23 protein-coding genes are annotated in these 23,218 nt (G+C 55.9%); 17 read left to right on the plus strand and 6 right to left on the minus strand.

All coding sequences use genetic code 11. The features are described 5' to 3' along the window. The coding region (locus ABIE61_RS17055) for a VIT1/CCC1 transporter family protein (RefSeq protein WP_354411700.1) at positions 1–387 on the plus strand (387 nt) is incomplete at its 5' end. 56 nt (positions 388–443) lie between these two features. Here ABIE61_RS17055 and ABIE61_RS17060 read toward each other — a convergent pair. The 3 genes from ABIE61_RS17060 to ABIE61_RS17070 all read right to left on the minus strand — a co-directional run bounded on the left by ABIE61_RS17060 (position 444) and on the right by ABIE61_RS17070 (position 3,498). Next, the gene (locus ABIE61_RS17060) at positions 444–1,133 is read right to left on the minus strand and encodes a pseudouridine synthase (protein ID WP_354411702.1); all 690 of its coding nucleotides are present in this window, start codon (positions 1,131–1,133) and stop codon (positions 444–446) included. Beyond that, a complete protein-coding gene (paeA, locus tag ABIE61_RS17065) occupies positions 1,133–2,452 on the minus strand; it encodes a polyamine export protein PaeA (RefSeq protein WP_091825815.1) in 1,320 nt (439 codons plus the stop codon). Before paeA ends, ABIE61_RS17060 begins: the two co-directional genes overlap by 1 nt. Before the next feature lie 65 nt (positions 2,453–2,517). Further along, entirely contained in the window at positions 2,518–3,498 is a 981-nt protein-coding gene (locus ABIE61_RS17070; RefSeq protein WP_354411706.1) for a nucleoid-associated protein, read from the minus strand. Between the two features lie 122 nt (positions 3,499–3,620). On the opposite strand from ABIE61_RS17070, the gene hypA reads away from it, so the two are divergent. From hypA to hypE, 6 genes are read left to right on the plus strand one after another with little or no spacing between them, the layout of a single operon-like run. Beyond that, complete coding sequence (hypA, locus tag ABIE61_RS17075) at positions 3,621–3,953, plus strand: hydrogenase maturation nickel metallochaperone HypA (protein ID WP_091825818.1); 333 nt, start codon at positions 3,621–3,623, stop codon at positions 3,951–3,953. Then, positions 3,950–4,768, plus strand: a complete 819-nt coding sequence (gene hypB / locus ABIE61_RS17080) for a hydrogenase nickel incorporation protein HypB (protein ID WP_354411709.1) — start codon at positions 3,950–3,952, stop codon at positions 4,766–4,768. Before hypA ends, hypB begins: the two co-directional genes overlap by 4 nt. Continuing rightward, complete coding sequence (gene hypF, locus ABIE61_RS17085) at positions 4,768–7,074, plus strand: carbamoyltransferase HypF (protein WP_354411712.1); 2,307 nt, start codon at positions 4,768–4,770, stop codon at positions 7,072–7,074. The genes hypB and hypF overlap by 1 nt, the downstream gene beginning before the upstream one ends. Beyond that, complete coding sequence (locus ABIE61_RS17090) at positions 7,074–7,298, plus strand: HypC/HybG/HupF family hydrogenase formation chaperone (protein ID WP_354411714.1); 225 nt, start codon at positions 7,074–7,076, stop codon at positions 7,296–7,298. Before hypF ends, ABIE61_RS17090 begins: the two co-directional genes overlap by 1 nt. Then, positions 7,295–8,425, plus strand: a complete 1,131-nt coding sequence (gene hypD, locus ABIE61_RS17095; RefSeq protein WP_354411716.1) for a hydrogenase formation protein HypD — start codon at positions 7,295–7,297, stop codon at positions 8,423–8,425. The genes ABIE61_RS17090 and hypD overlap by 4 nt, the downstream gene beginning before the upstream one ends. Then, positions 8,422–9,447 (plus strand): hydrogenase expression/formation protein HypE, encoded by a 1,026-nt coding sequence (hypE, locus tag ABIE61_RS17100; RefSeq protein WP_354411718.1) that lies wholly within the window; start codon positions 8,422–8,424, stop codon positions 9,445–9,447. The genes hypD and hypE overlap by 4 nt, the downstream gene beginning before the upstream one ends. Positions 9,448–9,486: 39 nt before the next feature. Here hypE and ABIE61_RS17105 read toward each other — a convergent pair whose 3' ends face one another. From ABIE61_RS17105 to ABIE61_RS17115, 3 genes are all read right to left on the minus strand, one after another. Further along, positions 9,487–11,343: a methyl-accepting chemotaxis protein gene (locus ABIE61_RS17105; RefSeq protein ID WP_354411721.1), complete on the minus strand. Its 1,857-nt coding sequence runs from the start codon at positions 11,341–11,343 to the stop codon at positions 9,487–9,489. A gap of 194 nt (positions 11,344–11,537) precedes the next feature. Further along, positions 11,538–13,385, minus strand: a complete 1,848-nt coding sequence (locus tag ABIE61_RS17110) for a diguanylate cyclase domain-containing protein (RefSeq protein ID WP_354411724.1) — start codon at positions 13,383–13,385, stop codon at positions 11,538–11,540. A 142-nt stretch (positions 13,386–13,527) separates the two neighbouring features. Next, on the minus strand, positions 13,528–14,163 hold the full coding sequence (locus tag ABIE61_RS17115) for a dienelactone hydrolase family protein (protein ID WP_175527625.1): 636 nt from the start codon (positions 14,161–14,163) through the stop codon (positions 13,528–13,530). A 322-nt stretch (positions 14,164–14,485) separates the two neighbouring features. On the opposite strand from ABIE61_RS17115, the gene ABIE61_RS17120 reads away from it, so the two are divergent. Genes ABIE61_RS17120 through ABIE61_RS17165 form a run of 10 tightly spaced genes read left to right on the plus strand, consistent with a single transcriptional unit; the run spans position 14,486 to position 23,094 of the window. Next, positions 14,486–15,313: an alpha/beta fold hydrolase gene (locus ABIE61_RS17120; protein ID WP_091825728.1), complete on the plus strand. Its 828-nt coding sequence runs from the start codon at positions 14,486–14,488 to the stop codon at positions 15,311–15,313. Continuing rightward, on the plus strand, positions 15,310–15,594 hold the full coding sequence (locus tag ABIE61_RS17125) for a hypothetical protein (RefSeq protein ID WP_206840539.1): 285 nt from the start codon (positions 15,310–15,312) through the stop codon (positions 15,592–15,594). The genes ABIE61_RS17120 and ABIE61_RS17125 overlap by 4 nt, the downstream gene beginning before the upstream one ends. 5 nt (positions 15,595–15,599) lie before the next feature. Then, positions 15,600–16,442: a DODA-type extradiol aromatic ring-opening family dioxygenase gene (locus ABIE61_RS17130; protein ID WP_091825739.1), complete on the plus strand. Its 843-nt coding sequence runs from the start codon at positions 15,600–15,602 to the stop codon at positions 16,440–16,442. Between the two features lie 6 nt (positions 16,443–16,448). Continuing rightward, the gene (locus tag ABIE61_RS17135; protein WP_206840541.1) at positions 16,449–16,796 is read left to right on the plus strand and encodes a non-heme iron oxygenase ferredoxin subunit; all 348 of its coding nucleotides are present in this window, start codon (positions 16,449–16,451) and stop codon (positions 16,794–16,796) included. Between the two features lie 19 nt (positions 16,797–16,815). Further along, positions 16,816–18,162 (plus strand): aromatic ring-hydroxylating oxygenase subunit alpha, encoded by a 1,347-nt coding sequence (locus ABIE61_RS17140; RefSeq protein WP_354411729.1) that lies wholly within the window; start codon positions 16,816–16,818, stop codon positions 18,160–18,162. After that, on the plus strand, positions 18,162–18,701 hold the full coding sequence (locus ABIE61_RS17145) for a 3-phenylpropionate/cinnamic acid dioxygenase subunit beta (protein ID WP_354411732.1): 540 nt from the start codon (positions 18,162–18,164) through the stop codon (positions 18,699–18,701). Before ABIE61_RS17140 ends, ABIE61_RS17145 begins: the two co-directional genes overlap by 1 nt. A gap of 8 nt (positions 18,702–18,709) precedes the next feature. After that, positions 18,710–19,492, plus strand: coding sequence for a 3-(cis-5,6-dihydroxycyclohexa-1,3-dien-1-yl)propanoate dehydrogenase (gene hcaB / locus ABIE61_RS17150; RefSeq protein ID WP_354411736.1), 783 nt, complete (start codon positions 18,710–18,712; stop codon positions 19,490–19,492). Positions 19,493–19,501: 9 nt separating this feature from the next. Further along, the gene (locus ABIE61_RS17155; RefSeq protein ID WP_091825755.1) at positions 19,502–20,440 is read left to right on the plus strand and encodes an NAD(P)H-dependent flavin oxidoreductase; all 939 of its coding nucleotides are present in this window, start codon (positions 19,502–19,504) and stop codon (positions 20,438–20,440) included. Further along, entirely contained in the window at positions 20,441–21,223 is a 783-nt protein-coding gene (locus ABIE61_RS17160) for a 2-keto-4-pentenoate hydratase (protein WP_354411739.1), read from the plus strand. A gap of 35 nt (positions 21,224–21,258) precedes the next feature. Continuing rightward, a complete protein-coding gene (locus tag ABIE61_RS17165) occupies positions 21,259–23,094 on the plus strand; it encodes a feruloyl-CoA synthase (RefSeq protein WP_354411740.1) in 1,836 nt (611 codons plus the stop codon). The last annotated feature ends 124 nt before the right edge of the window (positions 23,095–23,218 follow it).

The raw sequence follows: 23,218 nt of genomic DNA on the forward strand, positions 1-23,218 counted from the left end.
TACCAAAATCGAGGAGTTGAGCCGGCACTGGCGCGTCAGGTTGCAGAACAGTTGATGGCGCACGATGCCCTTGATGCGCATGCCCGCGATGAAATAGGAATTTCGGCCAACGGCGGTGCTCAACCCGTTCAGGCAGCCCTGTCGTCAGCGGTCACCTTTACTGTCGGTGCAGCTCTGCCGTTACTGGTGGCCTGGATGGTGCCCACCGGGTATCTGATTACGCTGGTTGCTCTGTGCTCACTGGTGTTTCTCGCCATGCTGGGTGCTATTGCTGCAAAAGCCGGTGGCGCATCACTTGTGATCGGCGCCATCCGAGTTGTTTTCTGGGGAGGCCTGGCCATGGCGCTGACGGCGGGAGTCGGCAAGATGTTTGGCGTAGTCGCATGATGGTGCAGGAAAACACGAATACACACAAAATATTGGATCTTCCTCTCAGCTGCACTTCAGCCTTGTTTCAGCTCCGTTGCCGTCAAGGGGCGATATTGACCCGGTGCAAGATCCGGGTCGAGCCGGATAGAACCCATGCTTTCACGGTGCAGGGCTGTCACTGCATTACCAATTGCGGCAAACATGCGCTTCACCTGGTGATGACGGCCTTCGTAAATCGTCAGGTGCGCTTCACAGGGACTGATCCGTTCAAGCCGGGCCGGGCTGGTCAAAACGCCTTCCCGTGCCAGCCAGATACCGGCAGCAAAGCGAGTTTCGGCTTCAGGGTTGATTGTCTCGGCGGTAGTGACGCGGTAAACCTTGGGAATTTTCTGCTCGGGTGCGGTGATTCGTCGTGACCAGAGGCCATCGTTGGTCAGCAACAGCAGGCCTGTAGTGGCGCGATCCAGCCGGCCGGCCAGGTGCAGGTTGGTGCGCAACTCCGGTGGCACTAGCTCAAGCACCGTAGGGTGTTGCGGGTCCGAGGTGGCGCTGAGATAGCCGGTGGGCTTGTTCAGCATCAGGTAGTGGGACTGCTGTTGCTGCAGGCGCCGGCCGTCCAGTTCAACACACATGAAGCGATCGATTTCGGCGCGCAGGTTGGTGACAACCTCGCCGTTCACCGATACTCGACCGCTCGCCACCAGCCGCTTCGCCTGCTGATGGCCGTGCTCGGTGTGCTTGCAGATAAAGCGATCCAGTCGCATCAGACCGATGCAGCGCCGGCAAGCGTGTCTTCGTCACCGATACGGCTGACCATCAACTGATCCACTCTCAGGTTGTCAATATCCATCGCCTCAAACTTGAAGCCGGCAAAGAGGATAAAGTCGGTGCGCTTGGGAATGCGCTTGAGGTGATAGATCAGAAAACCCGCCACCGTTTCGTACTGGCTGTAGTTGGGGAAATCTTCAATATCCAGCCCCAGTACACGGGCCAGATCGATGACCGGAGTGGTGCCGTCTACCAGCCAGGAGTGCTCGTCACGCTGGATGATCTGCTCGTCACCGGTACTGGAGATCAGGTCGCCCATAAAACTGTTCATCAGATCCTTGACCGTCAGAATGCCTACAACCAGCGCATACTCGTTCAAAATGACGGCAAAGGGCTGAGCCGAAGTCTTGAATGCGTTCAGCCCTTCCGACAGGGTAAGGGTATCGGGCAGGTAGAGCAGGTCATGCTCGATCATCTCGGTCATGATGCTCGAGGGTTCGCCCTTGAGCACCTTGCGCAGAATCTCTTTGGACTCCACCGCGCCGATCACCTTGTCCAGCGAACCGTCACAGACCAGAAACCAGTTGTGCGGGTGTTCGATAATCTTGGCGCTGATCTCTTCGCTGCTGTCGTTGATGTCAAAATAGACAATATGCTCGCGGGTGGTCATGGCGCTGGGCAGGGTGCGGCCTTCCAGCTCGAACACGTTGCCGATCAGATGATACTCCTGCTGCTGAATGCTGCCGTGCTCGGCGCCGGCATCCATCATGGCGACGATGTCGTCGGTGGTGACGATCTCCTCGCGCTGCGTGGGCAGGCGCAGCAGGCGCAGAATCAAATTGGTGATGCCGTTGAACAGCAGCACCAGCGGCGTCAGCAGCAGGGTGACCCAGCGCATGGGACGGACCAGATGCATCGCCATGGTTTCCGGCAGAATCATACCCAGACGCTTGGGCAGCAGGTCGGCAAACAGAATGAACAGCGAGGTGATGGTGATGAACGAGAGCGCGAAGCTGGCCTTGTCCAGCAGAGGGCCGTCATAGAACAGCTGCAGCAGCTGTTTCATGTAGGGGGTCAGGCTCTGCTCGCCGACGATGCCGCCCAGAATGGCGATGGCGTTCAGCGCGATCTGAATCATGGCGAAGAAGGCGCCGGGCTGCTCTTGCAGGTTGAGTACCGCCAGGGCCTTCTCGTTGCCTTCCTCGGCCAGTACTCGCAGCTTGATCTTGCGGGCCGCAGCGATGGCGATTTCGGAGATCGCAAATACACCGCTGAACAGGATCAGCAGGAACAGTATCAATAACTCGCCAGGCATCATGGGCTCCGATCAGGCATAGCAGGCTGGGGTTGTCAGACTATTCTGGCACTTTACCGGCAGGATTACTCGCCCTTGAGTTGCTTGATCAGGCTGGCGGGCAAGTCTGTAAGAGTAAGCGTCTCTGTGCTCGGGTCAAAGGCGATACTCTTGCCCAGTGACTCGTTGCTGAAACTGATCGACACCTCGCGGGTACGGCCGGTGTAACGGATGTACTTTTTCAGGCTACTGCGATCGGGAATGAATTCCTCCTTCAGCTCCGGCGCACGTTCGGCGATGAAATCATCGAAGCCGACTTCCGCTACGGAATCCACCGATTCGGCCAGGGCACGGTAGTTGACCGCCTCACCTTCCTTTGACTGCTCCATGCAGAACTCGGCGACCTCTTTCTGGTAGCGTTTGGCGTTCTCTTCCGGCATGACGGCGCTGTAATCCTGTACCAGTCCCATGAAGCGTTCGGTGTCTGCCTGGGTGTCCACGGTATCGGTAAAGCTGGCAAATTCCATCAGTGCGCCCTGCAGTGGGCGATCACCAAAGCCGAAACTCAGGGTCAGGTAGCGCTTCTTGTCAGGGTGCTGGATATCCTGCAGGTCAAGGCAGGCGCAGAGCCCGGTTTTGGCGAAATCCACATACAGGGTGTCCTGCAAATCATTATCGCTGTTCAGCAGCAGACCTTCTTTCTGCTTCAGGTTGGCAATCCAGAGCCGCCGTGCCGCTTCAAGCTCTTCGACGATGAACAGCCAGTGGCCATCGGTTTCCAGATCCTGCTGCTCCATCAGCATGGCGAGCTGTTCGATCACCTTGCGACTGAACTGGGTAAAGCTCAGGCTCTGGTCGAGCCAGCTTAGCACCAGCCCCTTGAAAGCGCCGGACTCATCCGCAAAGCAGCCATAGCGCTTGCTGGCGCGCCGGGTAAACAGCGGCTTGATCTCGCTGAGCAATCGGTTGTTCAGCGACTCGGAATCAAACGGCTGCTCGCGCAAACTGTAGGACTGCTCGCCGGTACGGCGGGTCAGGCGGTGGGCAATCGCGTCGGTGGCAGGCATGGGGGGACTCCGCAAGATGATCAACAGGGGCACGATTATATAGAATGAGGGTGCCGGCCGTCTTGTCAGGCTGCTATTCTCAAGTCAACAAAGGCTGCAGGGAGCATGGTCGAGTGCATGAAATGTCGATTGCCAATAGCATCATCCGACTGTTGCAGCAGCAAGCGCAGGAGCAGCATTTCAGGCGGGTAAAACATGTCTGGCTGCAGGTTGGGCCGCTGGCGATGGTTGAAGTCGAGTCACTGCGTTTCTGTTTCACCGCCGCCTGTCGAGGTACGCTGGCAGAGGAGGCGGCCCTGGATATTATCAGCCCTGAAGCGCGTGCCCGCTGTCAGCAGTGTGGCGAGGAGCAGCCGGTCACAAGCCGGTTTGATGCCTGTGTTCACTGCGGCAGCTATCGGTTGCAGTTGCTGCAAGGGGATGAAATGCGGGTACATGAGCTGGAGGTGGAATGATGTGTGGCGTCTGTGGTTGCGGCAAGGACGAAGTGCAGGTGGGCAGTACGAACGGGCACCGGCACGATGAGCATCAACATACACCTCATCAGACGGATGGCACACGCCGTCTAGTGCAGATTGAACAGGATATCCTGAGTGAAAACGCGGGTTATGCCGTCGCCAATCGTGAGTTGTTTGAACAGCAGGCGCTGTTGGCGCTGAATCTGGTCTCCAGTCCCGGTTCCGGCAAGACCAGCCTGCTGACAGCCACGATCACGCGTTTGTCCGGCCAGGTGCCGTTGGCGGTGATTGAGGGCGATCAGCAGACCAGCCGTGACGCTGAACGTATCCGCGCGGCAGGTGCGACGGCACTGCAGATCAATACCGGCAAGGGCTGCCATCTGGATGCGCACATGATTGGCCATGCCATGCAGCAGTTGCCCAATCTGCAGGGGGGGCTTCTGTTCATTGAAAACGTGGGCAACCTGGTGTGCCCGGCCGGCTTTTATCTGGGTGAGGCTCATCGCGTTGTGATTCTGTCGGTGACCGAAGGCGATGACAAGCCGATGAAATACCCTGACATCTTTCACCACTCGGACCTGCTGTTGATCAACAAGATCGACCTGTTGCCTTACGTGGAGTTTGATCTGAATGCCTGCATCGATTACGCCCGGCGCATCAACCCCGACATTGAGGTGATCCAGCTCTCAGCCCGCACTGGTGAAGGCATGGAAAGCTGGGTCGACTGGGTCAATCAGCGACGACAGCAACGGCTGCAACAGAGAATCAGTGCACTGCAGGCTGAAGCGATCCGGCTGGAGTCTCTGCTCTAGTGCAGTATCTGCGTGTTCAGGGATTGGTTCAGGGCGTTGGCTTTCGCCCACTGGTCTACCGGTTGGCGTGCGAGTTGGGTTTGCAGGGGCGGGTGTATAACACGCCGGCGGGCGTCTGTATTGAGCTGCAGGGTGATGCGGCAGCCCTGCAGCAGTTTGAGCCTCGGTTGCAGGACCGGTTACCGGTGATTGCCCGGATTGATCGCATCGAGCGCGTCACAATGCCGGATGAGCCGAACCTTGTCGGGTTTTGTATTCAGCCTTCTCAAGATGAAATCCACGACAGCGGTGAGATACTGCCGGACCTTGCTCCCTGTGATGACTGTCTGGCTGAACTGTTCGACCCTCGTAACAGGCGCTGGCGCTATCCCTTTATCAACTGCACCCGGTGTGGCCCGCGCTACAGCATTCTGAGGCGGTTGCCGTATGACCGTCACAATACCAGCATGGCCATGTTCCCCCAGTGCCCGTCGTGCCTGCATGAATATGACAGCCCCGCCGATCGGCGCTTTCATGCCCAGCCCAATACCTGCAGCGATTGCGGCCCTTCGGTCTGGGTTGAGACGGTTGATGGAGTTCGGCTCGATGAGGCAGATCCTCTGGAGCAGGCACTGGATACCGTTCGGCGCGGTGAGATTCTGGCACTCAAGGGGGTGGGCGGATTTCATCTGATCTGTGATGCACGTAACCCTGACGCCATTGCACGGTTGCGCCAGCGCAAACAGCGCCCGCACAAGCCTTTTGCCATCATGGCTGCAAACACGCAGTCGCTGGACCCTTTGGTGCAGCTGAGCGAGATCGCAACACGCTGGCTAACGCATCCGGGTACGCCGATCGTGATAGCCCCCTGTGTCAGGCAAGGGATGTTGCCTGACACGGTGGCGCCGGGACTGAATGGACTTGGCGTCATGTTGCCGCAAAGCCCGTTGCACTGGCTGCTGTTCCATGAGGCGGCAGGACGACCTGTCGGCACCGATTGGCTTGTTCAATCGCAGTCCCTGTTGCTGGTCATGACCAGTGCCAACCTGAGCGGGGAGCCACTGATCCACACCAACGCAGATGCCCGAACGCAACTGCGGGACATTGCGGATCGGCTGCTGCTGCATGATCGCGACATCGTTCAGCCTCAGGACGACCCTGTGATCAGCGTACTGGCGGCCTCCGGGGCCTGGGTGCGCAGAGGCCGAGGCGTTTCGCCGCAGAGTATAAAACTGGCGGTTACCGGCCCACCCATGCTGGCACTGGGCGGCTACCTTAAAACTAGTCTCTGCCTCAGCCAGGGGCCGCGCGCCTGGCTGTCACCCCCGCTGGGTGATCTTGCCAGTGTCGAAAGCTGTCGCCGTTTGCAGTTACAGGTTGAGCAACTGCCGGCGCTGTATGGTGTAACCCCGGCACAGGTCAGTGTCGACCTGCAGCCGGACAGTTACGGCTATCGACTGGCACAGCAGTATGCTGATGCACGGAACATCTCGCTGTCGCCGGTTCAGCACCACCATGCCCATGTGGCCGCCGTGATGGCCGAACATCAATTGACCGGCCCGGTAATCGGACTGTCACTGGATGGACTAGGGTTGGGTGAAGCGGGTGAGTTGCGCGGTGGTGAGTTGCTGAAAGTAAACGCGAGTGGCCATGAACGGCTGGGTGCCTTGAAACCGCTGCCTTTACCTGGTGGTGACCGTGCCGCACGGGAGCCCTGGCGATTGGCACTGGCCCTTCTGTTTCAGCTGGGGCGGGAGGACCTGATGGCCGAGCGTTTTGGCCACCAGCCTCTTTGGCAAGAGGTTGCACAGATGCTGCGTGCAGATATCAATTGCCCGCCCAGCAACAGTCTTGGGCGACTGTTCGATGCGGTGGCGGGGTTGATGGCTGTTTGTGACGTACAGACCTTTGAAGCTCAGGCCGCCATGTTGCTGGAAGCACAGGTCAGACAGCTGCCTGAACCTGATGCTTCGCTCTGGCGTGTGAGTGATGGCAACTGTCTGGATCTGAACCCCTTGCTGCAGCACCTGCTTGAAATGGACAATGCCCGTGAAGGGGCGGAATGCTTTCATGCCAACCTGATCGCTGCGCTGGCGGCATGGGCCGGTAAAGCCGCACATGAGCAGGGTATCAGCGATGTTATTCTCAGCGGTGGCTGCCTGCTGAACAGCTGGCTCCGAACCGGTCTGGTGGACGCGTTGCAGCGGCAGGGGCTGACGCCGCGCCTGCCGATAAATCTGCCGCCGGGAGATGCCGCGCTGTCACTGGGGCAGGTATGGGTGTCGATCATGCGTGCGAATGTTGAACGGGAAAGAGGGCAAGGCTGATGTGTTTGGCTGTACCGGTTGAAGTGGTGGCACTGACTGGCCCGGGGCGTGCGCTGGCCGATATGGGGGGCGTGCGCCGCGAGATAGACGTGTCATTGCTGGATGGCCTTGAGGTAGGTGACTTCGTGATTCTGCATGTGGGCTTTGCGCTGCAGAAACTGGACCGGGTCGAGGCTGAAAAGACTCTGGTAATGCTGCAGCAGATGGCAGCGCAGCAACAATGAAGTACGTGGACGTATTTCGTGATGCTGAACTGGCCCACCAGTTGGCGCAGCATATCCTTCAACAGGCTGATCCGGGGCGCCATTACCGATTGATGGAGTTCTGCGGCGGACACACGCATGCGGTATTCCGTTACGGTTTGCCCGCGCTGCTGCCTGACAATGTTGAACTGGTCCACGGCCCTGGCTGCCCGGTCTGTGTATTGCCTGTCGCGCGTCTGGAGCAGGCGCTTGAGCTGTCCCGTCTGCCGGAGGTGATTCTGTGCAGCTACGGTGACATGTTGCGGGTACCTGCCGGCAGGGGACAGAGTTTGCTCAAGGCGCGTGCCGACGGGGCTGATATACGCATGCTGTATTCACCACTGGAGGCGCTGACGCTGGCGCAGCAGCACCCCGAGCGCCAGGTGGTGTTTTTTGCCATCGGCTTCGAGACCACAACACCGCCCACGGCGGTACTGATTCAGCGTGCCGATGAAATGGGGATCAGCAATCTTTCAGTGCTGTGCAACCATGTGCTGACCCCGGCGGCGATGCATGCCATTTTGACCCCAAGTGAGGGCGAGGCCACTGCCATCGATGGTTTTATCGGTCCGGCGCATGTGAGTACCGTGATCGGCAGTGAAGCCTACGCGCCTTTCCCGCGGCAGTTTGGCAAACCGGTCGTGATTGCCGGATTTGAGCCACTGGACCTGCTACAGGCCATCAGTATGCTGGTTGGGCAGCTGAATCGTCATGAGGCCAGAGTTGAAAACCAGTTCAGCCGGGCCGTTACGCCTGACGGCAACCCAAAGGCCAGGGTACTGGTCGAGAGGGTGTTTGAGCGCCGAAGCAGCTTTGAATGGCGCGGATTGGGTGAGGTGCCGGCAAGTGCACTGAAAATACGACCAGAATATGCCCGTTATGATGCCGAACAGCGTTTTGAACTGTCAGCGCCAAGGGCCAGAGAGCATCCAGCCTGCGAATGCCCGGCTGTTCTGCGTGGGCAGAAGCGACCGGATCAGTGCCGACTGTTCGGTACGCCCTGTACACCGGATAATCCGCTAGGCGCCTGTATGGTGTCATCGGAAGGTGCCTGCGCTGCCTGGTACCGTTACAACCGGGGGCGGATTGCGATGCAGGAGAGAGAATGAGTCGACTGGATTTGATCAACGGCAAGGTCGAGATGGCGCATGGAGGCGGAGGCCGGGCGATGGCGCAGCTGATCAGTCAGCTGTTTGCGCGGGCATTTGACAATGAGTGGCTGGCGCAGGGCAATGATCAGGCTCAGCTGAGCTTGCCGGCCGGGCGACTGGCCTTCGCCAATGACAGCCATGTGGTGTCGCCGCTGTTTTTCCCCGGTGGCGATATCGGCTCGCTCGCTGTACATGGCACCCTCAATGATCTGGCCATGTGCGGTGCCCGACCACATGCACTGTCGGTGGGCTTTATTCTGGAAGAGGGCTTTGCTCTGGCCGAACTGGCCCGCATTGTGGAATCGATGGCGCAGGCCAGCCGCGAGGCGAACGTACCAATCGTGACTGGTGACACCAAGGTGGTCGAACGCGGCAAGGGCGATGGCGTGTTCATCAACACCAGCGGTGTCGGCATTGTGCCTGAGGGGCTTGATCTGTCAGGTGACCGGGCACGTCCCGGCGACTGTATCCTGCTGTCGGGCAGTGTGGGCGATCATGGTGCCTGTATTCTGACCCAGCGTGAGTCATTGGGCTTTGCGGCGGATATTCGTTCCGACAGTTGCGCACTGCATCGGCTGACACAAGCCATGGTCGCGCAGGTACCACAACTGCGCTGCATGCGTGATCCCACTCGCGGTGGGTTGGCCAATACACTGAACGAACTGGCACAGCAGTCCGGCGTCGGAATGCAGCTGGAAGAGGCCGCCATACCGGTGATCCAGCCGGTACAGGCGGTGTGTGAACTGCTTGGACTGGACCCGCTCTACCTCGCCAACGAGGGCAAGCTGGTTGCGATCTGTCCGCCAGAACAGGCACCTGAGCTATTGGCTCTGATGCGCGCTCACCCGCAGGGGAAGAGCGCAGCCATTATCGGCACTGTCACTGCTGACCCGCAGCAGTTTGTACAGTTGCGCACCCGCTTTGGCGGCAACCGCCTGCTGGACTGGTTGAACAGTGAACCGCTGCCACGGATCTGCTGAGCGGCAGGGGGCGCAAGAGAGTTAAGGCGGACGGTTGCATCAAGCTGCTTGGGCAGCCGCAGCCATGGAATGCAGATCGTCTGCCCCTTTCAGTTCGCCGGGCAGACTGTCGAGGCTCAGGCTGTCCTGAATCACCTGGCCCTGCCAGAACCGCTCGATTTTCTCCCGCTCTGCAGTCGTCGTAAAGTGCTGGATGAATCGATTGACCTCGCTGAGAAGTGTTGCATTGTCCGCATCCGCTGACACGGCCATCGAGTAAAAATAGGACTGATCTGCCAGGTTCCCCGGCAATGTTTCAATCTTGCCAAACCAGGGGCTGTCAGGGTTGTTGCAGGCCCAGTGGTAGATCGGCAGGTCGACAATAAATGCATCAACCACTCCCCTGGCAAGACAGTCATGGATGCGGCTTTGGTCTGAGTAGGCAAGAAGGTTCGACAGCCTGATTCGGCTGTCGGTATCCGTACCGATGCCAAGGCTGTCCAGTACGGCAAAAGCGGCGGGGTCATTGATAATACCCAGTGCCTTGCCTTCCAGGTCGGTATGGGTCCGAATGCTGCTGTCACCCACGCGGCGCGCCAAAACGCAGTGTAAATAGGTGTAGGGGTCTGAATAGGCAACGTGTGCATAGCCTTCATCCGGTGGCAGTGCGCTGATAACGATATCGGCTGGCATCCCGCCGGGTTGTTCGCTGCTGAACAGGCGCTCAGTACACAAATCCCATGGGGTCTCGACGAACTCGCATCGAACCCCAAGGTGTTCAGCCAATGCATGTGCATAGCTGATATCAAGGCCCTGCAAGGGCTCTCCCGGTTTGCGCCGGAATGACAGCCCGACAAACTGTGGCTCAACCGCCACACGCAAAATGCCCCGCTGCTGAATCTGACTTAGCCGGTCTTTGTGTGAGGTGAATCCCAGTTGAGCGCGCAGTCGCTCCAGCGGTGTTTCGGCGGCGTTCAGACTCTCAAGCCCGGAGGGCAGTACTTCAAGTGCCTGACTGATCTGCGTTGAAAGCGAGGAGATCCAAAGCTGTTTGTCCTCAATGCGTCCCATGGAGTCTTTAAGCAGATGCAGGGTCTCGAACAGGATATCCGTATTCTGGCGTACCTGGCCGATGTCCTCGTTGATGTGGTCAAACAGATTACCCAGACGCTCTTGAGAGAAGCGGACCGCCTGGTCCGATGATTCAAGCTTGCTCATCGTGTGATGACGCAGCTCGGTCAGGTCCTCTTCAATCGCTGCAAAATCAAGCTGTTCACGGGCTTCGTTGACATGCTTGACAGTGACTTCGGCCAGATTGCGTACTTCGTTGGCAACGACAGCAAAACCGCGACCATGCTCACCGGCTCTGGCGGCTTCTATGGCCGCGTTCAGGGCCAGCAGGTTAATCTGCGCACCAATACGAATGATGTTTTCAAGTACTGAATGGGCGCCGTTCGCCTTGTCTTCCAGTTTGGCTGAGATGCCCTCCATGGCTTTTATCACCGCTTTACTGGTATCACTGACGGTGTCGCCCAGCGTCTGTTGCAGTTGCCCGACTTCGTCCCGTGACTGTCCGACCTTGTCGGCAGCGGCATTCAGCTCGCTTTCCAGCAGCGAAGAGCGCTGCTCCATTTGCTCAATCAGACCTTCCTGCTGAACCAGTGTACGGCGAGTATGACCGGCAAACAGCCCGCAGCGTTGCAGCAGGCTACTGATTGTGTGCAGTATGCTCCGAACTCCCTGGGTGGAGTTGACGCTATGCCGCTCTCTGAGCTGAAGCTGCAGCTGTTCAAGCTGCTGTCTTAAAGCATCGTTTGGCACTTGTTTGCGGGTCAGTTCAGAGCTTTCCAGGTGCGTGAGACATTCAAGCAGTCTGCTCTGTTGTGTTTCGGCTTTACTGCGGCGTCGAAATAGCATGGGTATCACTCCAGATCTGTTCTACCAGCAGTAAAGCAATTTTCGTTCCAGTAAATCAGATCAGCTATTGGGCAGTGGAGTGCACGCCAAGGGCGGGCAAGGGACGTGGGTTCCCAGAGGTGCACTGCTTGAGTGCGCAGGATCTTATATGTGCCCCATTCAGGTGTAACCGAACAGGGGCTGTATAATCGTTTTCAGTCGAGAGAGGTAGTCTTGACGTAGCAGTTGCGCCCCTGCCTTTTGGCGGCATACATCGCTTCATCCGCCATGCGGGTCAGGGTTTGTGTGTCACAGCCATCGTCCGGGAAATAGGCGATACCGATGGAGGCGCCAATATTGATACTGTGTTCGGCTATATGGAAGGGCTCCAGCAGGTGCGCAATCAATTTGGCCGCGATGACATCGGCTTCCTCCGGCTTTTGCAGGTTCCCGGTCAATACCAGAAACTCATCGCCACCAAGGCGGCCCACGCTGTCTTCTTCACGCAATGCATGTTGTAGCCGTTTGGCAACTGTTTTCAGTAGCTGATCACCAACAGCGTGACCAAAGTTGTCATTCACCGGTTTGAAGTTGTCCAGGTCGATAAACAGAAGTGCACAACGCTGTTGTTGCTGTGCCGCCTGCTGCAATTGCTGCTCGATCTGTCGGTTCAGGCTGGCGCGATTGGGCAGTCCGGTGAGTGAGTCCTGACTGGCCAGTCGTTGCATTCTGCGCTCATTTTCCTTGGCATCGGTGATGTCATTGAAAATATGGATCAGGTGGTTGATGCGCCCCTGATCATCCCGCACACCACTGATGGTTTGCAGTGTTGGAATGATATGTCCGTTTGCATGACGATAGTTGATCTCACCCTGCCAGGCATCATCACGGTTCAGGGTGTGCAGGATCAGCTCAATCTGATCACCTTGACGGCTGGACTGATCGAACAACTGATCAAGCCCGATGCCAAGCAGTTGTTCGGATGAGTAACCTGTGACTTCACTGCTGGTGCGGTTGCTGCGCTGAATTTTGAGACCGGGATCAGTGACGATGATTGCCTCCTGGGCGTGCTCAAACACATTGGCAGACAGGCGCAACTCAGCAGAGGACTCTTCAAGCCTCTGAGTCTGCTGAGTAATGCGTGCTACCAGCGGAGACAGGGCTCTGCGCGTCAGGAACAGGCCTAGCAGCATCATGGCGAGTATCACACCAGAGGTGGTCAGCAGCTGCTGATTGGCCTTGGCATACAGGTCAGATCGAGGCAGTCGTACCGCCAGAACCCAGCTGTCCAGTGCCAGAGGTGTCAGCAACAGGCGGTTTTTGCCATCGTCTGCATGAATCAGAGTGCGGGGTGTGAGCGCGGCAAGGTAGGGCTGATGTTGCTGCAGGAGACGGACAAACTCCCCTGTACTGTCCAGCGACGCCAACACCGTGCCAGAGGGCGAAACCTGTACCAGCGTCAGGCGTGCCTGAGTACTGAAGCCGCTGTCTGATGTAAGCAGCGCCTTTAGCCGTTCTGAGCTGAACAGCAGGGTATCGATACCAACACGACGACCATTATCATCCGTGATTGCACCCACCGCCCGAATCACAAAACCGGTCGAGGTTGGTAATGGCATGAGGCTCACGCCGGTGGTGTCGATATGTTCAAGTTCAAGGCCCGGGTTATGCCCCAGGCTGACAACCGGTTTTAGATCGGGGCCGCTGCGACGCATGAACAGCAGTTCAGGCAGCTTGCTCATGGGGTCTTTGAGGCGGGGCCGAGTAAAAGCCACAAGCTCATCAAACTCCAACTCTCCGGCTTCATACGCTTCGAGTCGGCGCCTAATCTCGGTACGGCTTGTGAATTGGCGCGCAATATCCTGATAGCCGGCCAGCAGGCTGTTGATTGCCGCGGCACGGGCTTCCAAGCTATCCAGTGCTGAGTTTTCAACATGCTCACGGGCGGAAAAAAACATGGGCAGGGCACTGCTTAGACCGACCAGAGTGCCTGTCAGTAGAATGCCAACCAGCGAAATGGACAGGATCAGCTGACGACAACGGTCAATCTGGCACTCCCTCAACCCAATGCTCCTTCAATACCCACCCGTTAAAGATGGTCGAGAATTATACACGTCGAAGGTTATATCTGTACCTGTATATAGACAGATAGTCTAAGTATAAAAAGCAATGGATACCTGTCTTACCTGTTACCTGCTGTTTTGCCTAACGGAGGAAGTTTTCACACAAAGCCCATGCACGATCAGCACTCTGGGGATTATAGAGCACACCAGCCTTGGGATTGTCAGCATCCGGCAGCATGAATGAGTGATAAGTACCACCAAGCGAAACCAGTGTCATGTCCAGTGCCCGGTCATCAAAAAACTGAATGGCTGAAGTCACCTCATCAGATGAAACCATTGGGTCCCGACTCCCGTTCAGAATCAGGAAGCGAGTATTTTGGGCTGCATGGCCGGTTATGGATGGCAGCTTCAGTAACCCGTGAAAACTCACGGCGGTGTCAACGTCATGCTCCTGCAGGCCGGCGTGCAGGGCACACAGTCCGCCAAGACAAAAACCTATTGCAGACATGGGCTGGTTCACTGCCGGTATTGCCCGCTTGACTGAAACAATCAATGCGCTTACGTGAGCCTGAAGTACGGCCAGGTCCTGAAGGTAGGGCGATATGGCGCGTTGTTTCTTCTCAAAGGTTGATAAGTCGGCACTTTCCCCGAAGAAATCGACAAGTATTGCGCTATGTCCGGCCCTGTTAAGTCTTTCGGCCACGTCGCGTTCGAAGTCTGTAATCCCTGCCCAGGTGGAGAAAACCAGTATCTGTCTGCCGTGTGAGGTCTCCTTCATCGGGTATAGCTCATGCCTGTGTGATGCTTCACCCAAACTCACCGAAATCGTGTTCATGTCACTACCTCTGCAATACATACATATATGTATCTTATTTTATTGTTGGTATCACAGTCTTGTAAAATGGTTTTTGTTTTTAAAGAACATACTATTCTGTTAATGCAACAGTTTTTATGTTTTTATAAACAACAGGTTATATGTTTTTTGATCATTTTTTACCTTGTTTATGAATGTTTTTCAGTGTTGAGAATCACTCGACCTGTTGACGGTTGTGTACGTACTCACTAGTATCTGGATACACAACTGTATGTTCGGAGGTGTGATGAAAGAGTCAGATCGCAAGTTTGTTCAGGCAGCCGGCCATGAAACGGCGTACTTTGAATGCGGTGCCGGAGCGCCTCTGTTGCTGCTGCATGGTTCAGGTCCGGGTGTATCCGGCTGGACCAACTGGGGCGGCGTCATGGATCAGCTGGCGGAAAACTTCCATGTCATCGTGCCGGATATCGCCGGCTTCGGGTTTACCGAGTTCAAGGAAGATACCCACTACGACATCAAGTTCTGGGTCAATCATCTGGTTGAATTCATGGATGCCATCGGTCTGGATAAGGCGTCTCTGGTGGGCAACTCCTTCGGTGGCGCGGTCGGTATCGGTCTGGCGCTGTTCAACCCGGAGCGTCTCGACAAGCTGGTGCTGCTGGGTACGCCGGCAGGTACTTTTGTACAGACCAAGGGGCTGGCGGGTGCCTGGTTGTACGAACCGTCAGTCGAGAACATGCGCTCGCTGATGGAGCTTTTCCCTTACGACACGTCATTGATCACGGATGAATTGGTGCAGTCACGCTATGAGGCCAGTGCGCGACCCGGTGCACAGGATGCCTTGCGCAAACTCATTCCTCAGCCAAGTACAGATGGCGAAACCATGGTGAAGGGCTTCCCGGAAAAGGCCGTTAAGAACATCAAGGCGCCGACTCTGGTTTTGCATGGGCGTGAAGACAATGTAGTGCCAGTTCAGTGTGGGCGTGTGCTGTCCGAGAACATCCCCAACAGTGATCTGTATGTGTTTGGTCAGTGCGGCCACTGGGTGCAGACCGAGCAGAAACAGAAGTTCCTCAAAATTCTGAACAGCTTTATCGGCGGGGGGCAGGCATGAGTCGGGACGTGCTTGAGCGCATCCTCTGGAGCCTCTCCGTGGATCGCTTTTCAAAAGAAAAATACCGCGAAGACCCGCAAAAATTCCTGAGTCGCTTCCCGGTTGATGAAGAGGGCGTACGCATGATTCTTGAGTTCGACGTCAAGGGAATGCAGGAAGTCGGCGTGAACCCGATGTTGACGCTTGGCTACTGGATCGAGATGTCACCGGATCGCCGGGTTTCTTCCTACAACCGCAAGCTGGGCTCTGATTCCGCCCACTCCGCATCCATTAAGGGGTAAGCATCATGGCAGAGATTACTGGCGGATTTCTGGTACCGCACGACCCGGTCATGTTTGTGGCCCCTGATGCACCCGAGGCGGAGAAAGCCAAAAAAGTGTGGGATGCCTACGAAGCCTGTGCTGAACGTTTGGCCGAGAGTGGCGCGTCCAGCGTCATTATCGTTGGCAATGACCATTACATGCTGTTTGGCACCACTTGCCTGCCCAAGTACTGCATTGCCACCGGGCATGTGGAAGGTCCGTTGGACCAGTTGCCGGGGCTAAAGAAAGAGCAGGTGCAGAACCACGAAGCGCTGGCGCAACACATCGCGGCTCATGGCAGTGAAACCGGATTCGACTGGGCCGTGGCACGCTCGTTTACCACGGATCACGCGTTCTCCATCCCCTACAAGCTGATTGTGCGTCGTGCCGAGGAAATCAGCGGCCGCAGCATCAGTGCGATACCGGTTTACCTGGCCAGTGCTGTAGACCCCTTTATTACCAAGACTCGCGCGCGTCAGTTGGGTGAACAGATCCGAGGTGCCGTCGAAGCGTTCGATAGTGACGAGCAGGTATTTGTAATCGGTAGCGGCGGTATCAGCCATTGGGTTGGCGTCAAGGAAACCGGCAAGGTCAACGAAGAATTCGATCGTCAGATCATTGACCTGTGCTGCAACGCCAATATCGATGGGCTAGTGGCCTTTACCGATGAACAGGTGTTGGAGAACGGCGGTAACGGTGCGATGGAAATTCGTAACTTCATTTGCGCCATGGCAGCCGTGAATGCACCACGCGGCGAACTGATCGAGTATCAGCCGGTGCCGGAATGGGTGACCGGTCTGGGCTTTATTGAATTGAAGAAAGGCTGAGCAGCAATGGAAGTTATTGAAAAGGTGTTTTTGTGCAAGGTGTCAGAGCTTGCCGAAAACCAGGTCAAGAAAATCGATAACGCCGAGTTTGGTGACATCGCGGTGTACAACCTCGGTGGTCAGTACTACGCGACTGCGGATCTTTGTACGCATGCCACGGCATCTCTGGCTGAGGGTGATATTGAAGATGATCTGATCACCTGCCCCGTTCATTGGGGACAGTTTCATATACCGACTGGCAAGGCGCAGGGGTTTCCCTGCGAAATCGACCTGAAAACCTATCCGGTCGAGATTGAGGGTGACGAGATATTTGCCTTGATTGAGGCAGATCCGGCGTTAATTGCGAAAGGCTAAGGCTAAAAGGTGTTAGACCATGGGAAATATAATTAAAACACTCGATGTAACGGATTCGCTGACGGGGCTCAAGGATGTATGCGACCTTGAGAACGGTCGCATTGCAGGCAAGATCTTCTACGACCAAGAGATCTATGAGCAGGAGCTGGAAAAGGTATTCGCGCGTTGCTGGCTGTTTGTAGCGCACGAATCACAGATCCCGAAAACCGGTGACTACATCACCACCACTATGGGTGAAGATGAAGTGATCGTGATTCGCCAGAAGAGCGGCGGCATCAAGGTGTTTCTGAATGCCTGTCCGCACCGTGGCAACAAGGTCTGCTTTGCCGAGTCCGGCAGCACGCGTGGTTTTATTTGTAACTACCATGGCTGGTCCTTCAATGTCGAAGGCAACCTGGTTGGCCAGCATGAGTCTGGCGTTTACGAAGACAGCAATTTCGACAAGTCCAAGTGGGGTCTGAAAGAGGTTGCTCAGGTCGATTCCTACAAGGGTCTGGTCTTTGCTACCTTCGATGCCAATGCTCCGTCTTTGAAGGAGTACCTGGGTCCGATCGCCTGGTACATGGATGCCCTGTTCGACAATCAGGAAGGTGGCACCGAGTTTGTGGGTGGCTGCATCCGTTCTACCTATGAGTGCAACTGGAAAATTGCCGCCGAGAACTTCGTCGGTGACATTCTGCACGCAGGCTGGACACATGACTCCGCTGCCCGTGCGATGCTGGGTGGCTCCGTTGCCAAGGTCAGCGACTTCGAAGAGTCCTATTCCGTCAACTGGAATGGTCACGGATACGAATTTGCACTGGATACCGTGGGCAACGTGGCGGTACTGGGTGAAAGTGCCCTGAATAAGTACCTGCATACCATCAAGCCGTCCGTGGCCGAGCGCCTGGGCGATTTCCGCTCCAACATGATCGGTTCGGTTTCGTCCTGCACCATCTTCCCGAACTTCTCTTTCCTGCCGGGCCAGAACACCGTGCGTATATGGCAGCCGCGTGGGCCGAACAAGATGGAACTGTTTACCTGGGTCGTGGTGAACAAGAGTGCACCCGAAGAGGTGAAGGAGAAATGGCGCAAGGGTGCCATGATGACCTTTTCTCCGACTGGCGTGTTCGAAATGGATGACGGCGAAAACTGGGAATACTGCACCAAGACCGCCAAGGGGCGTGTCACCGCTCAGCAGGACCTGTTTGTAGGTTTGGGCATGGATACTCTGCTGACCGATACTCCGCTGCCGGCTAACGTTTATGAAGGCCAGCTCAATGAAGCCAACTCCCGTGCTTTCTACCAGTACTGGTATGACATGCTGAATTCCCGCAGCTGGAACGAAGTTCCCAATCGAAACGTTGGCAAGCAGGAGGCTGAATAATGACCGCTCTGTATGATGAACTGCGCCCGGTTTCAGTAGAACAGCATTACCGCGTATCACACTTTCTGAACTACGAATACCGTTTGCTGGATGACGAGCGCTTTGATGACTGGCTGGGATTGATGCACGAAGAGATCCATTACTGGATGCCGGGCATCGAGAACCGTCGTCGTGAGAATTTGCTGGAGCATGGTTTTTACGCCGCAGACCACATGGCATTTTTTGATGACGGTTTGCGCGACCTTGGGCGCCGTGTTGCACGTTTCAAGCAACCTTCTGCTTGGGCGGAAAATCCGGCAACCCGTAATGTGCATCAGCTAACCAATGTCGAAGTCTATTACGGCGAAAACGATGGTGAGTACGTCGTGCATTCTACCTTTCAGAGCGTGCGAAGCCGCGGTCTGGATGAAGAATATGTGATCTATGGTCGTCGTCAGGATCTGATCGTGCAGGACGGGGAGAGCTTCAAGATCAAGAAGCGTCTTATCCTGATCCCGAACGCGACGTTGACCTGCAAAAACATCAACACCTTCCTCTGAGGTGCCACATGACAGTACTGGATTCCAAGGTGGCCCTTGTATCAGGGGGTGCCGATGGCATCGGTCGGGCCGTGGTCGAACGTTACCTGGCCGAAGGTGCCCGGGTGGCGGTGTTCGATATCAATGCCGACAAGCTGGATGCGCTCAAGCGTGACTTCCCCCAGGGGCTGATCACGGTACAGGGCGATGTGACCCGGTACGAAGATAACGAACGCGCGGTGGCCGAAACGGTCGCCGCGTTCGGCAAACTTGATATCTTCGTGGGTAATGCGGCGCTGTTCGACTACTTCGTACCGTTGCGCAAAATCGCACCTGAAAAACTCGCCGACAATTTCGATAGCCTGTTTCGCGTCAACGTATTGGGGTATTTGAACGGGGTGCGTGCGGCACAGGAAGAATTGAACAAAAGCGGCGGAAATATCATTTTGACCGTGTCCAACTCCGGCTTCTACCCCGGTGGCGGCGGCATTTTGTACGTCACGTCCAAGCATGCGGTCGTGGGCATGATCAAACAGCTCGCCTATGAGATGGCACCGAATGTACGCGTTAACGGGGTGTCTCCCGGTGCAACCGATACCGAGATGAAGTCGGTGGACGGCATTTCGGGGCGTGCTCAGCCGCTCAATCATATTCAGGGATTCCATGAAAATGCGGCCAATGCCGTGCCGCTCAAGCGGATGGCTTCACCCTCGGATCATGCCGCGCTTTATGTTGTGCTGGCCTCTAACGAACAGTCCCCGATGACGACCGGCTGTGTCATTCACAGTGACGGCGGTTGGGTTGCACGCTGAGGAGGGTTTATGAACCTGTTTAATGAATTGCGTTTGCCACTGGTGGTAGCGCCAATGTTTTTGGTGTCTTCACCGGATTTGATTATCGCCAGCGCGCGCTCGGGTGTGATTGGAGCCTTGCCGGCGGCTAACGCACGTACAGTGGAAACACTGGATGAGTGGATGGTGCAGATTCACGCAGCCCTGCATGCCAGTCGGCAGCCCTGGCTGCTCAATATGATTGTGCACTCTTCTTACGACCGTTTTGATGCAGAGCTGGATCTGGTGCGTCGTTATCAACCCGCTATCGTATCGACTGCCTTGGGGTCACCTGCACGCGTGACCGATGCCGTAAAGGCGTATGGTGGCAAGGTGTTTGCTGATGTGATCACGCCGGCGATGGCGAAAAAGTCGATTGCAGCCGGTGTTGATGGCCTGATTCTGGTGTGCAGTGGAGCGGGTGGCCATACCGGGCAATACAATCCTCTTGCCTTTATCAATGAGGTACGCACTTTCTGGGATGGCCCCCTGGGCGTTGCGGGCTGTATCTCGCGAGGTGCGGATGTGCTGGCAATGCAGGCGGCCGGGGCTGATTTTGTTGTCTCCGGTACACGCTTTATCGCTGCGCAAGAGAGTTTTGCCAATGACGACTATCGCGCGATGCTGGTGGCTTCGGGTCTTGAGGATATTGTTGAGACCAAAGCGGTCAGCGGCGTCAATGCAACCTGGATGAAGGCCAGTCTGGAACAGGCGGGAATTGATCCGGAACAGGCCGGCCCCGGTAAGGCAATCGATTTTTCCGGCAACATTTCGACGGCCAACAAGGCGTGGAAAGATGTCTGGTCGGCAGGGCAAGGGGTCGGAGCGATTCGTGCCGTGGCATCAGCCGGCAAGATTGTTGATGAGTTGCATGAAGAATATGTGATGGCTCTGGAAAACATGAAGCGCCTGTCAGAGAGATATCTGTAAATGAGCCAGCAAGAATTTAACGCCGTAGCGCAACGAATTATCAAGGCGCGAGCAGACGCCTGCGCCACAGGGCCGATTTCGTCAGATTATCCTCATTTCGGCATGGATGACGCCTATGCGGTACAGCAATTGGTCAACCGTGACAGGCTGGAGAAAGGAGGGCGAGTAACCGGTTACAAAATCGGTTTGACCTCTGAAGCGGTTCAACGGCAGTTGGGCGTGGACCAACCTGATTATGGTGTTCTCTTCGCCGATATGGAGCGTCGCTCTGGCGAGCGGATTGACTGCTCGCAACTGATCGCGCCCAAGGCGGAAGGCGAAATCGGCTTCATTTTCAAAAATGATCTCGATTGCAGGGATCTGACGTTCACCGAGATGCTGGCAGAAATTGAGTGTTTCATGCCGGTAGTGGAGATTGTCGATTCTGTGGTGCGTGACTGGAAAATCAACATCGTCGATACCGTAGCCGATAACGCATCCTCTGCCCTGTATATGGTCGGTGCCAAGCGATTTGATCCCAATGGCGTGGATTTTACTCGCCTGAGTGTATCCATCGAGTCTGAAGGCCGTGACCCTGTCCGAGGTACTGGAGCTGCGTGCCTGGGGAATCCGTTGAATGCGACCTGGTGGCTGGTGCGCAAGCTGTATGATCTGGGTACTCCGATAAGAAAGGGGCATCTTGTGCTGTCGGGTGCCATGGCACCAATGGTCAACATCACGCCGGGCATGCAGCTAAGGTTCTGCTTTGATCAGCTCGATGAGCTGGTGCTGAAAGCCGGTTAACTGACTGATAAAAATAATATTTCAAAGGTTTTATCATGAGTGCAGATATTTTTTCACAGCTGCCGAATACCCGTGTAGCCGTTGAAGCACGTGAAGGCGGAGCCTTCGTCGTACGTTCTGAAACCGAGCTGAAGCCCTATGATCGCTGTGTGGGTGACTGGCTGGAAAAGTGGGCCGACGAAAGGCCGGGTCAGGTATTCATAGCCGAACGTCATGGCAGTACTTGGGATGAAGTCAGCTATGCCGAATTTCGCAATCGTGTAAGAGCCGTCGCTCAGGGGCTGATCGACCTGGGGTTACCCAACGATGAGCAGCGACCTCTGGTGATTCTGTCGGGTAACTCGGTTGATCATGCGTTGATCAAAATGGCCGCCATGCATATTGGTATTGCCGTAACTCCCGTGTCGGTCGCGTACTCTTTAATGTCACGTTCGCATGACCGTCTGCAGGCGATTGTCAAAAAGCTTAACCCCTGTGCCATTTTTGTCGATGATGCCGAGCATTTCCAAACTGCTATTGAGGCGTGTTCAGGTGATCATGTGATGATCGCATCGCGCAATATCGAAGATGGCAGTGGTATTCATTGCCTGAAGGATATGCTGGAAAACGAGGTGACAGCAGAGGTTGATCGTCGTTTTGCCGCCATTGGTCCCGATACGCATGCCAAGTATCTGCTGACATCCGGTTCGACCGGCACGCCGAAAGTAGTGGTCAACACCCAGCGCATGATGTGTGCAAACCAGCAGATGATTGCCCAGTACTGGCCGTTTGTTGAACAGAAAGCGCCGCGTGTTCTCGACTGGCTCCCCTGGAGTCACATTTTTGGCACCAACCACAATTTCAATCTGGTGTTGCGCAATGGTGGTTCCTTTTACATCGACAGTGGCAAGCCGCTGCCCGGTCTGATCGGTGAAACCATTCGCAATATCCGCCATGTAAAGCCCAACCTGTTCTTTAACGTGCCCAAGGGGTACGAAGTACTGCTGGAACACATGCGTGATGACGAGGAGCTGTGCAATACGTTCTTCTCCAATCTGGATATGTTGTTTTACGCTGCGGCAGCTTTGCCTGTCCCTGTTTGGGATGAGCTTAAAAGCCTCAGTGAAGCCACGGGTAATGATGTGTTTTTTGCTACCGAATGGGGTGGCACGGAAACGGCGCCAGCTATTACCAATGTGCATTGGCGTCTGAGCCAGCCGGGTAACATCGGTGTGCCTTTCCCGGGTGTGGAGATTAAGTTCATGCCCAACGGTTCCAAACTGGAAATGCGTATCAAGGGGCCGATTGTTTTCAATGAATATCTGAATGACCCTGAAAAAACGGCTGAAGCATTCGATGAGGAAGGTTTCTATTGCATCGGTGATGCCGGTCAGCTGCAGGATCCGAATAATGCATCCGCTGGGATCCGCTTCGATGGACGGGTATCTGAAGATTTCAAGTTGAGTACAGGTACTTGGGTTTGTGTCGCCAGTATCCGCGCCAATGTACACAAGTTTTTCGGTGATCTTGTAACCGATGTGGTAGTGACAGGACATGACCGTGATTATTTGGGGCTTCTGGTAATTCCAGGACCGCGCATGCGCAAGCTGGCTGAAGATTGCGAAGGCAAGATGATCGGCTCCGAGCTGATGCAGGACCCACATGTGCGTGAAGAGCTGCACACGGCCATGACGCTGATGGCACAGGTTGCCAAAGGCTCGGCACAGAAGGTGTGTCGTTTGGTGGTGCTGGATACGCCGGCCGAAATCGAAAAAGGTGAGATAACCGACAAGGGCAATTTGAACCAGAGAAAGATGCTTGAAACGCGTGCTGCGGATGTCGAGCGACTGTATGCGGCGAAGCCGGATGAGCTGGTTCTGAGCATTATTTGATTGGGTGAGAATCAATGAGCAAAAAACTGAAAGCGGTCATCATTGGCCCCGGTAACATCGGCACCGACCTGCTGATGAAAATGCAGCGCTCCGAGTGGATCGAGCCGGTCTGGATGGTGGGCAT

Origin of the sequence: Marinobacterium sp. MBR-111, assembly GCF_040547585.1 — a bacterium.
GTDB classification, from domain to species: Bacteria; Pseudomonadota; Gammaproteobacteria; order Pseudomonadales; family Balneatricaceae; genus Marinobacterium; species Marinobacterium iners.

Coding starts and splice junctions, on each gene's coding strand:
- ABIE61_RS17120 (WP_091825728.1), top strand. CDS start 14,486: ATGAAAGAGTCAGATCGCAAGTTTGTTCAGGCAGCCGGCCATGAAACG.
- ABIE61_RS17125 (WP_206840539.1), top strand. CDS start 15,310: ATGAGTCGGGACGTGCTTGAGCGCATCCTCTGGAGCCTCTCCGTGGAT.
- ABIE61_RS17090 (WP_354411714.1), top strand. CDS start 7,074: ATGTGTTTGGCTGTACCGGTTGAAGTGGTGGCACTGACTGGCCCGGGG.
- ABIE61_RS17105 (WP_354411721.1), bottom strand. CDS start 11,343: ATGCTATTTCGACGCCGCAGTAAAGCCGAAACACAACAGAGCAGACTG.
- ABIE61_RS17130 (WP_091825739.1), top strand. CDS start 15,600: ATGGCAGAGATTACTGGCGGATTTCTGGTACCGCACGACCCGGTCATG.
- ABIE61_RS17115 (WP_175527625.1), bottom strand. CDS start 14,163: ATGAAGGAGACCTCACACGGCAGACAGATACTGGTTTTCTCCACCTGG.
- ABIE61_RS17140 (WP_354411729.1), top strand. CDS start 16,816: ATGGGAAATATAATTAAAACACTCGATGTAACGGATTCGCTGACGGGG.
- ABIE61_RS17070 (WP_354411706.1), bottom strand. CDS start 3,498: ATGCCTGCCACCGACGCGATTGCCCACCGCCTGACCCGCCGTACCGGC.
- hypA (WP_091825818.1), top strand. CDS start 3,621: ATGTCGATTGCCAATAGCATCATCCGACTGTTGCAGCAGCAAGCGCAG.
- ABIE61_RS17165 (WP_354411740.1), top strand. CDS start 21,259: ATGAGTGCAGATATTTTTTCACAGCTGCCGAATACCCGTGTAGCCGTT.
- paeA (WP_091825815.1), bottom strand. CDS start 2,452: ATGCCTGGCGAGTTATTGATACTGTTCCTGCTGATCCTGTTCAGCGGT.
- ABIE61_RS17135 (WP_206840541.1), top strand. CDS start 16,449: ATGGAAGTTATTGAAAAGGTGTTTTTGTGCAAGGTGTCAGAGCTTGCC.
- hypD (WP_354411716.1), top strand. CDS start 7,295: ATGAAGTACGTGGACGTATTTCGTGATGCTGAACTGGCCCACCAGTTG.
- hypB (WP_354411709.1), top strand. CDS start 3,950: ATGATGTGTGGCGTCTGTGGTTGCGGCAAGGACGAAGTGCAGGTGGGC.
- hypE (WP_354411718.1), top strand. CDS start 8,422: ATGAGTCGACTGGATTTGATCAACGGCAAGGTCGAGATGGCGCATGGA.
- hcaB (WP_354411736.1), top strand. CDS start 18,710: ATGACAGTACTGGATTCCAAGGTGGCCCTTGTATCAGGGGGTGCCGAT.
- ABIE61_RS17060 (WP_354411702.1), bottom strand. CDS start 1,133: ATGCGACTGGATCGCTTTATCTGCAAGCACACCGAGCACGGCCATCAG.
- ABIE61_RS17155 (WP_091825755.1), top strand. CDS start 19,502: ATGAACCTGTTTAATGAATTGCGTTTGCCACTGGTGGTAGCGCCAATG.
- ABIE61_RS17145 (WP_354411732.1), top strand. CDS start 18,162: ATGACCGCTCTGTATGATGAACTGCGCCCGGTTTCAGTAGAACAGCAT.
- ABIE61_RS17160 (WP_354411739.1), top strand. CDS start 20,441: ATGAGCCAGCAAGAATTTAACGCCGTAGCGCAACGAATTATCAAGGCG.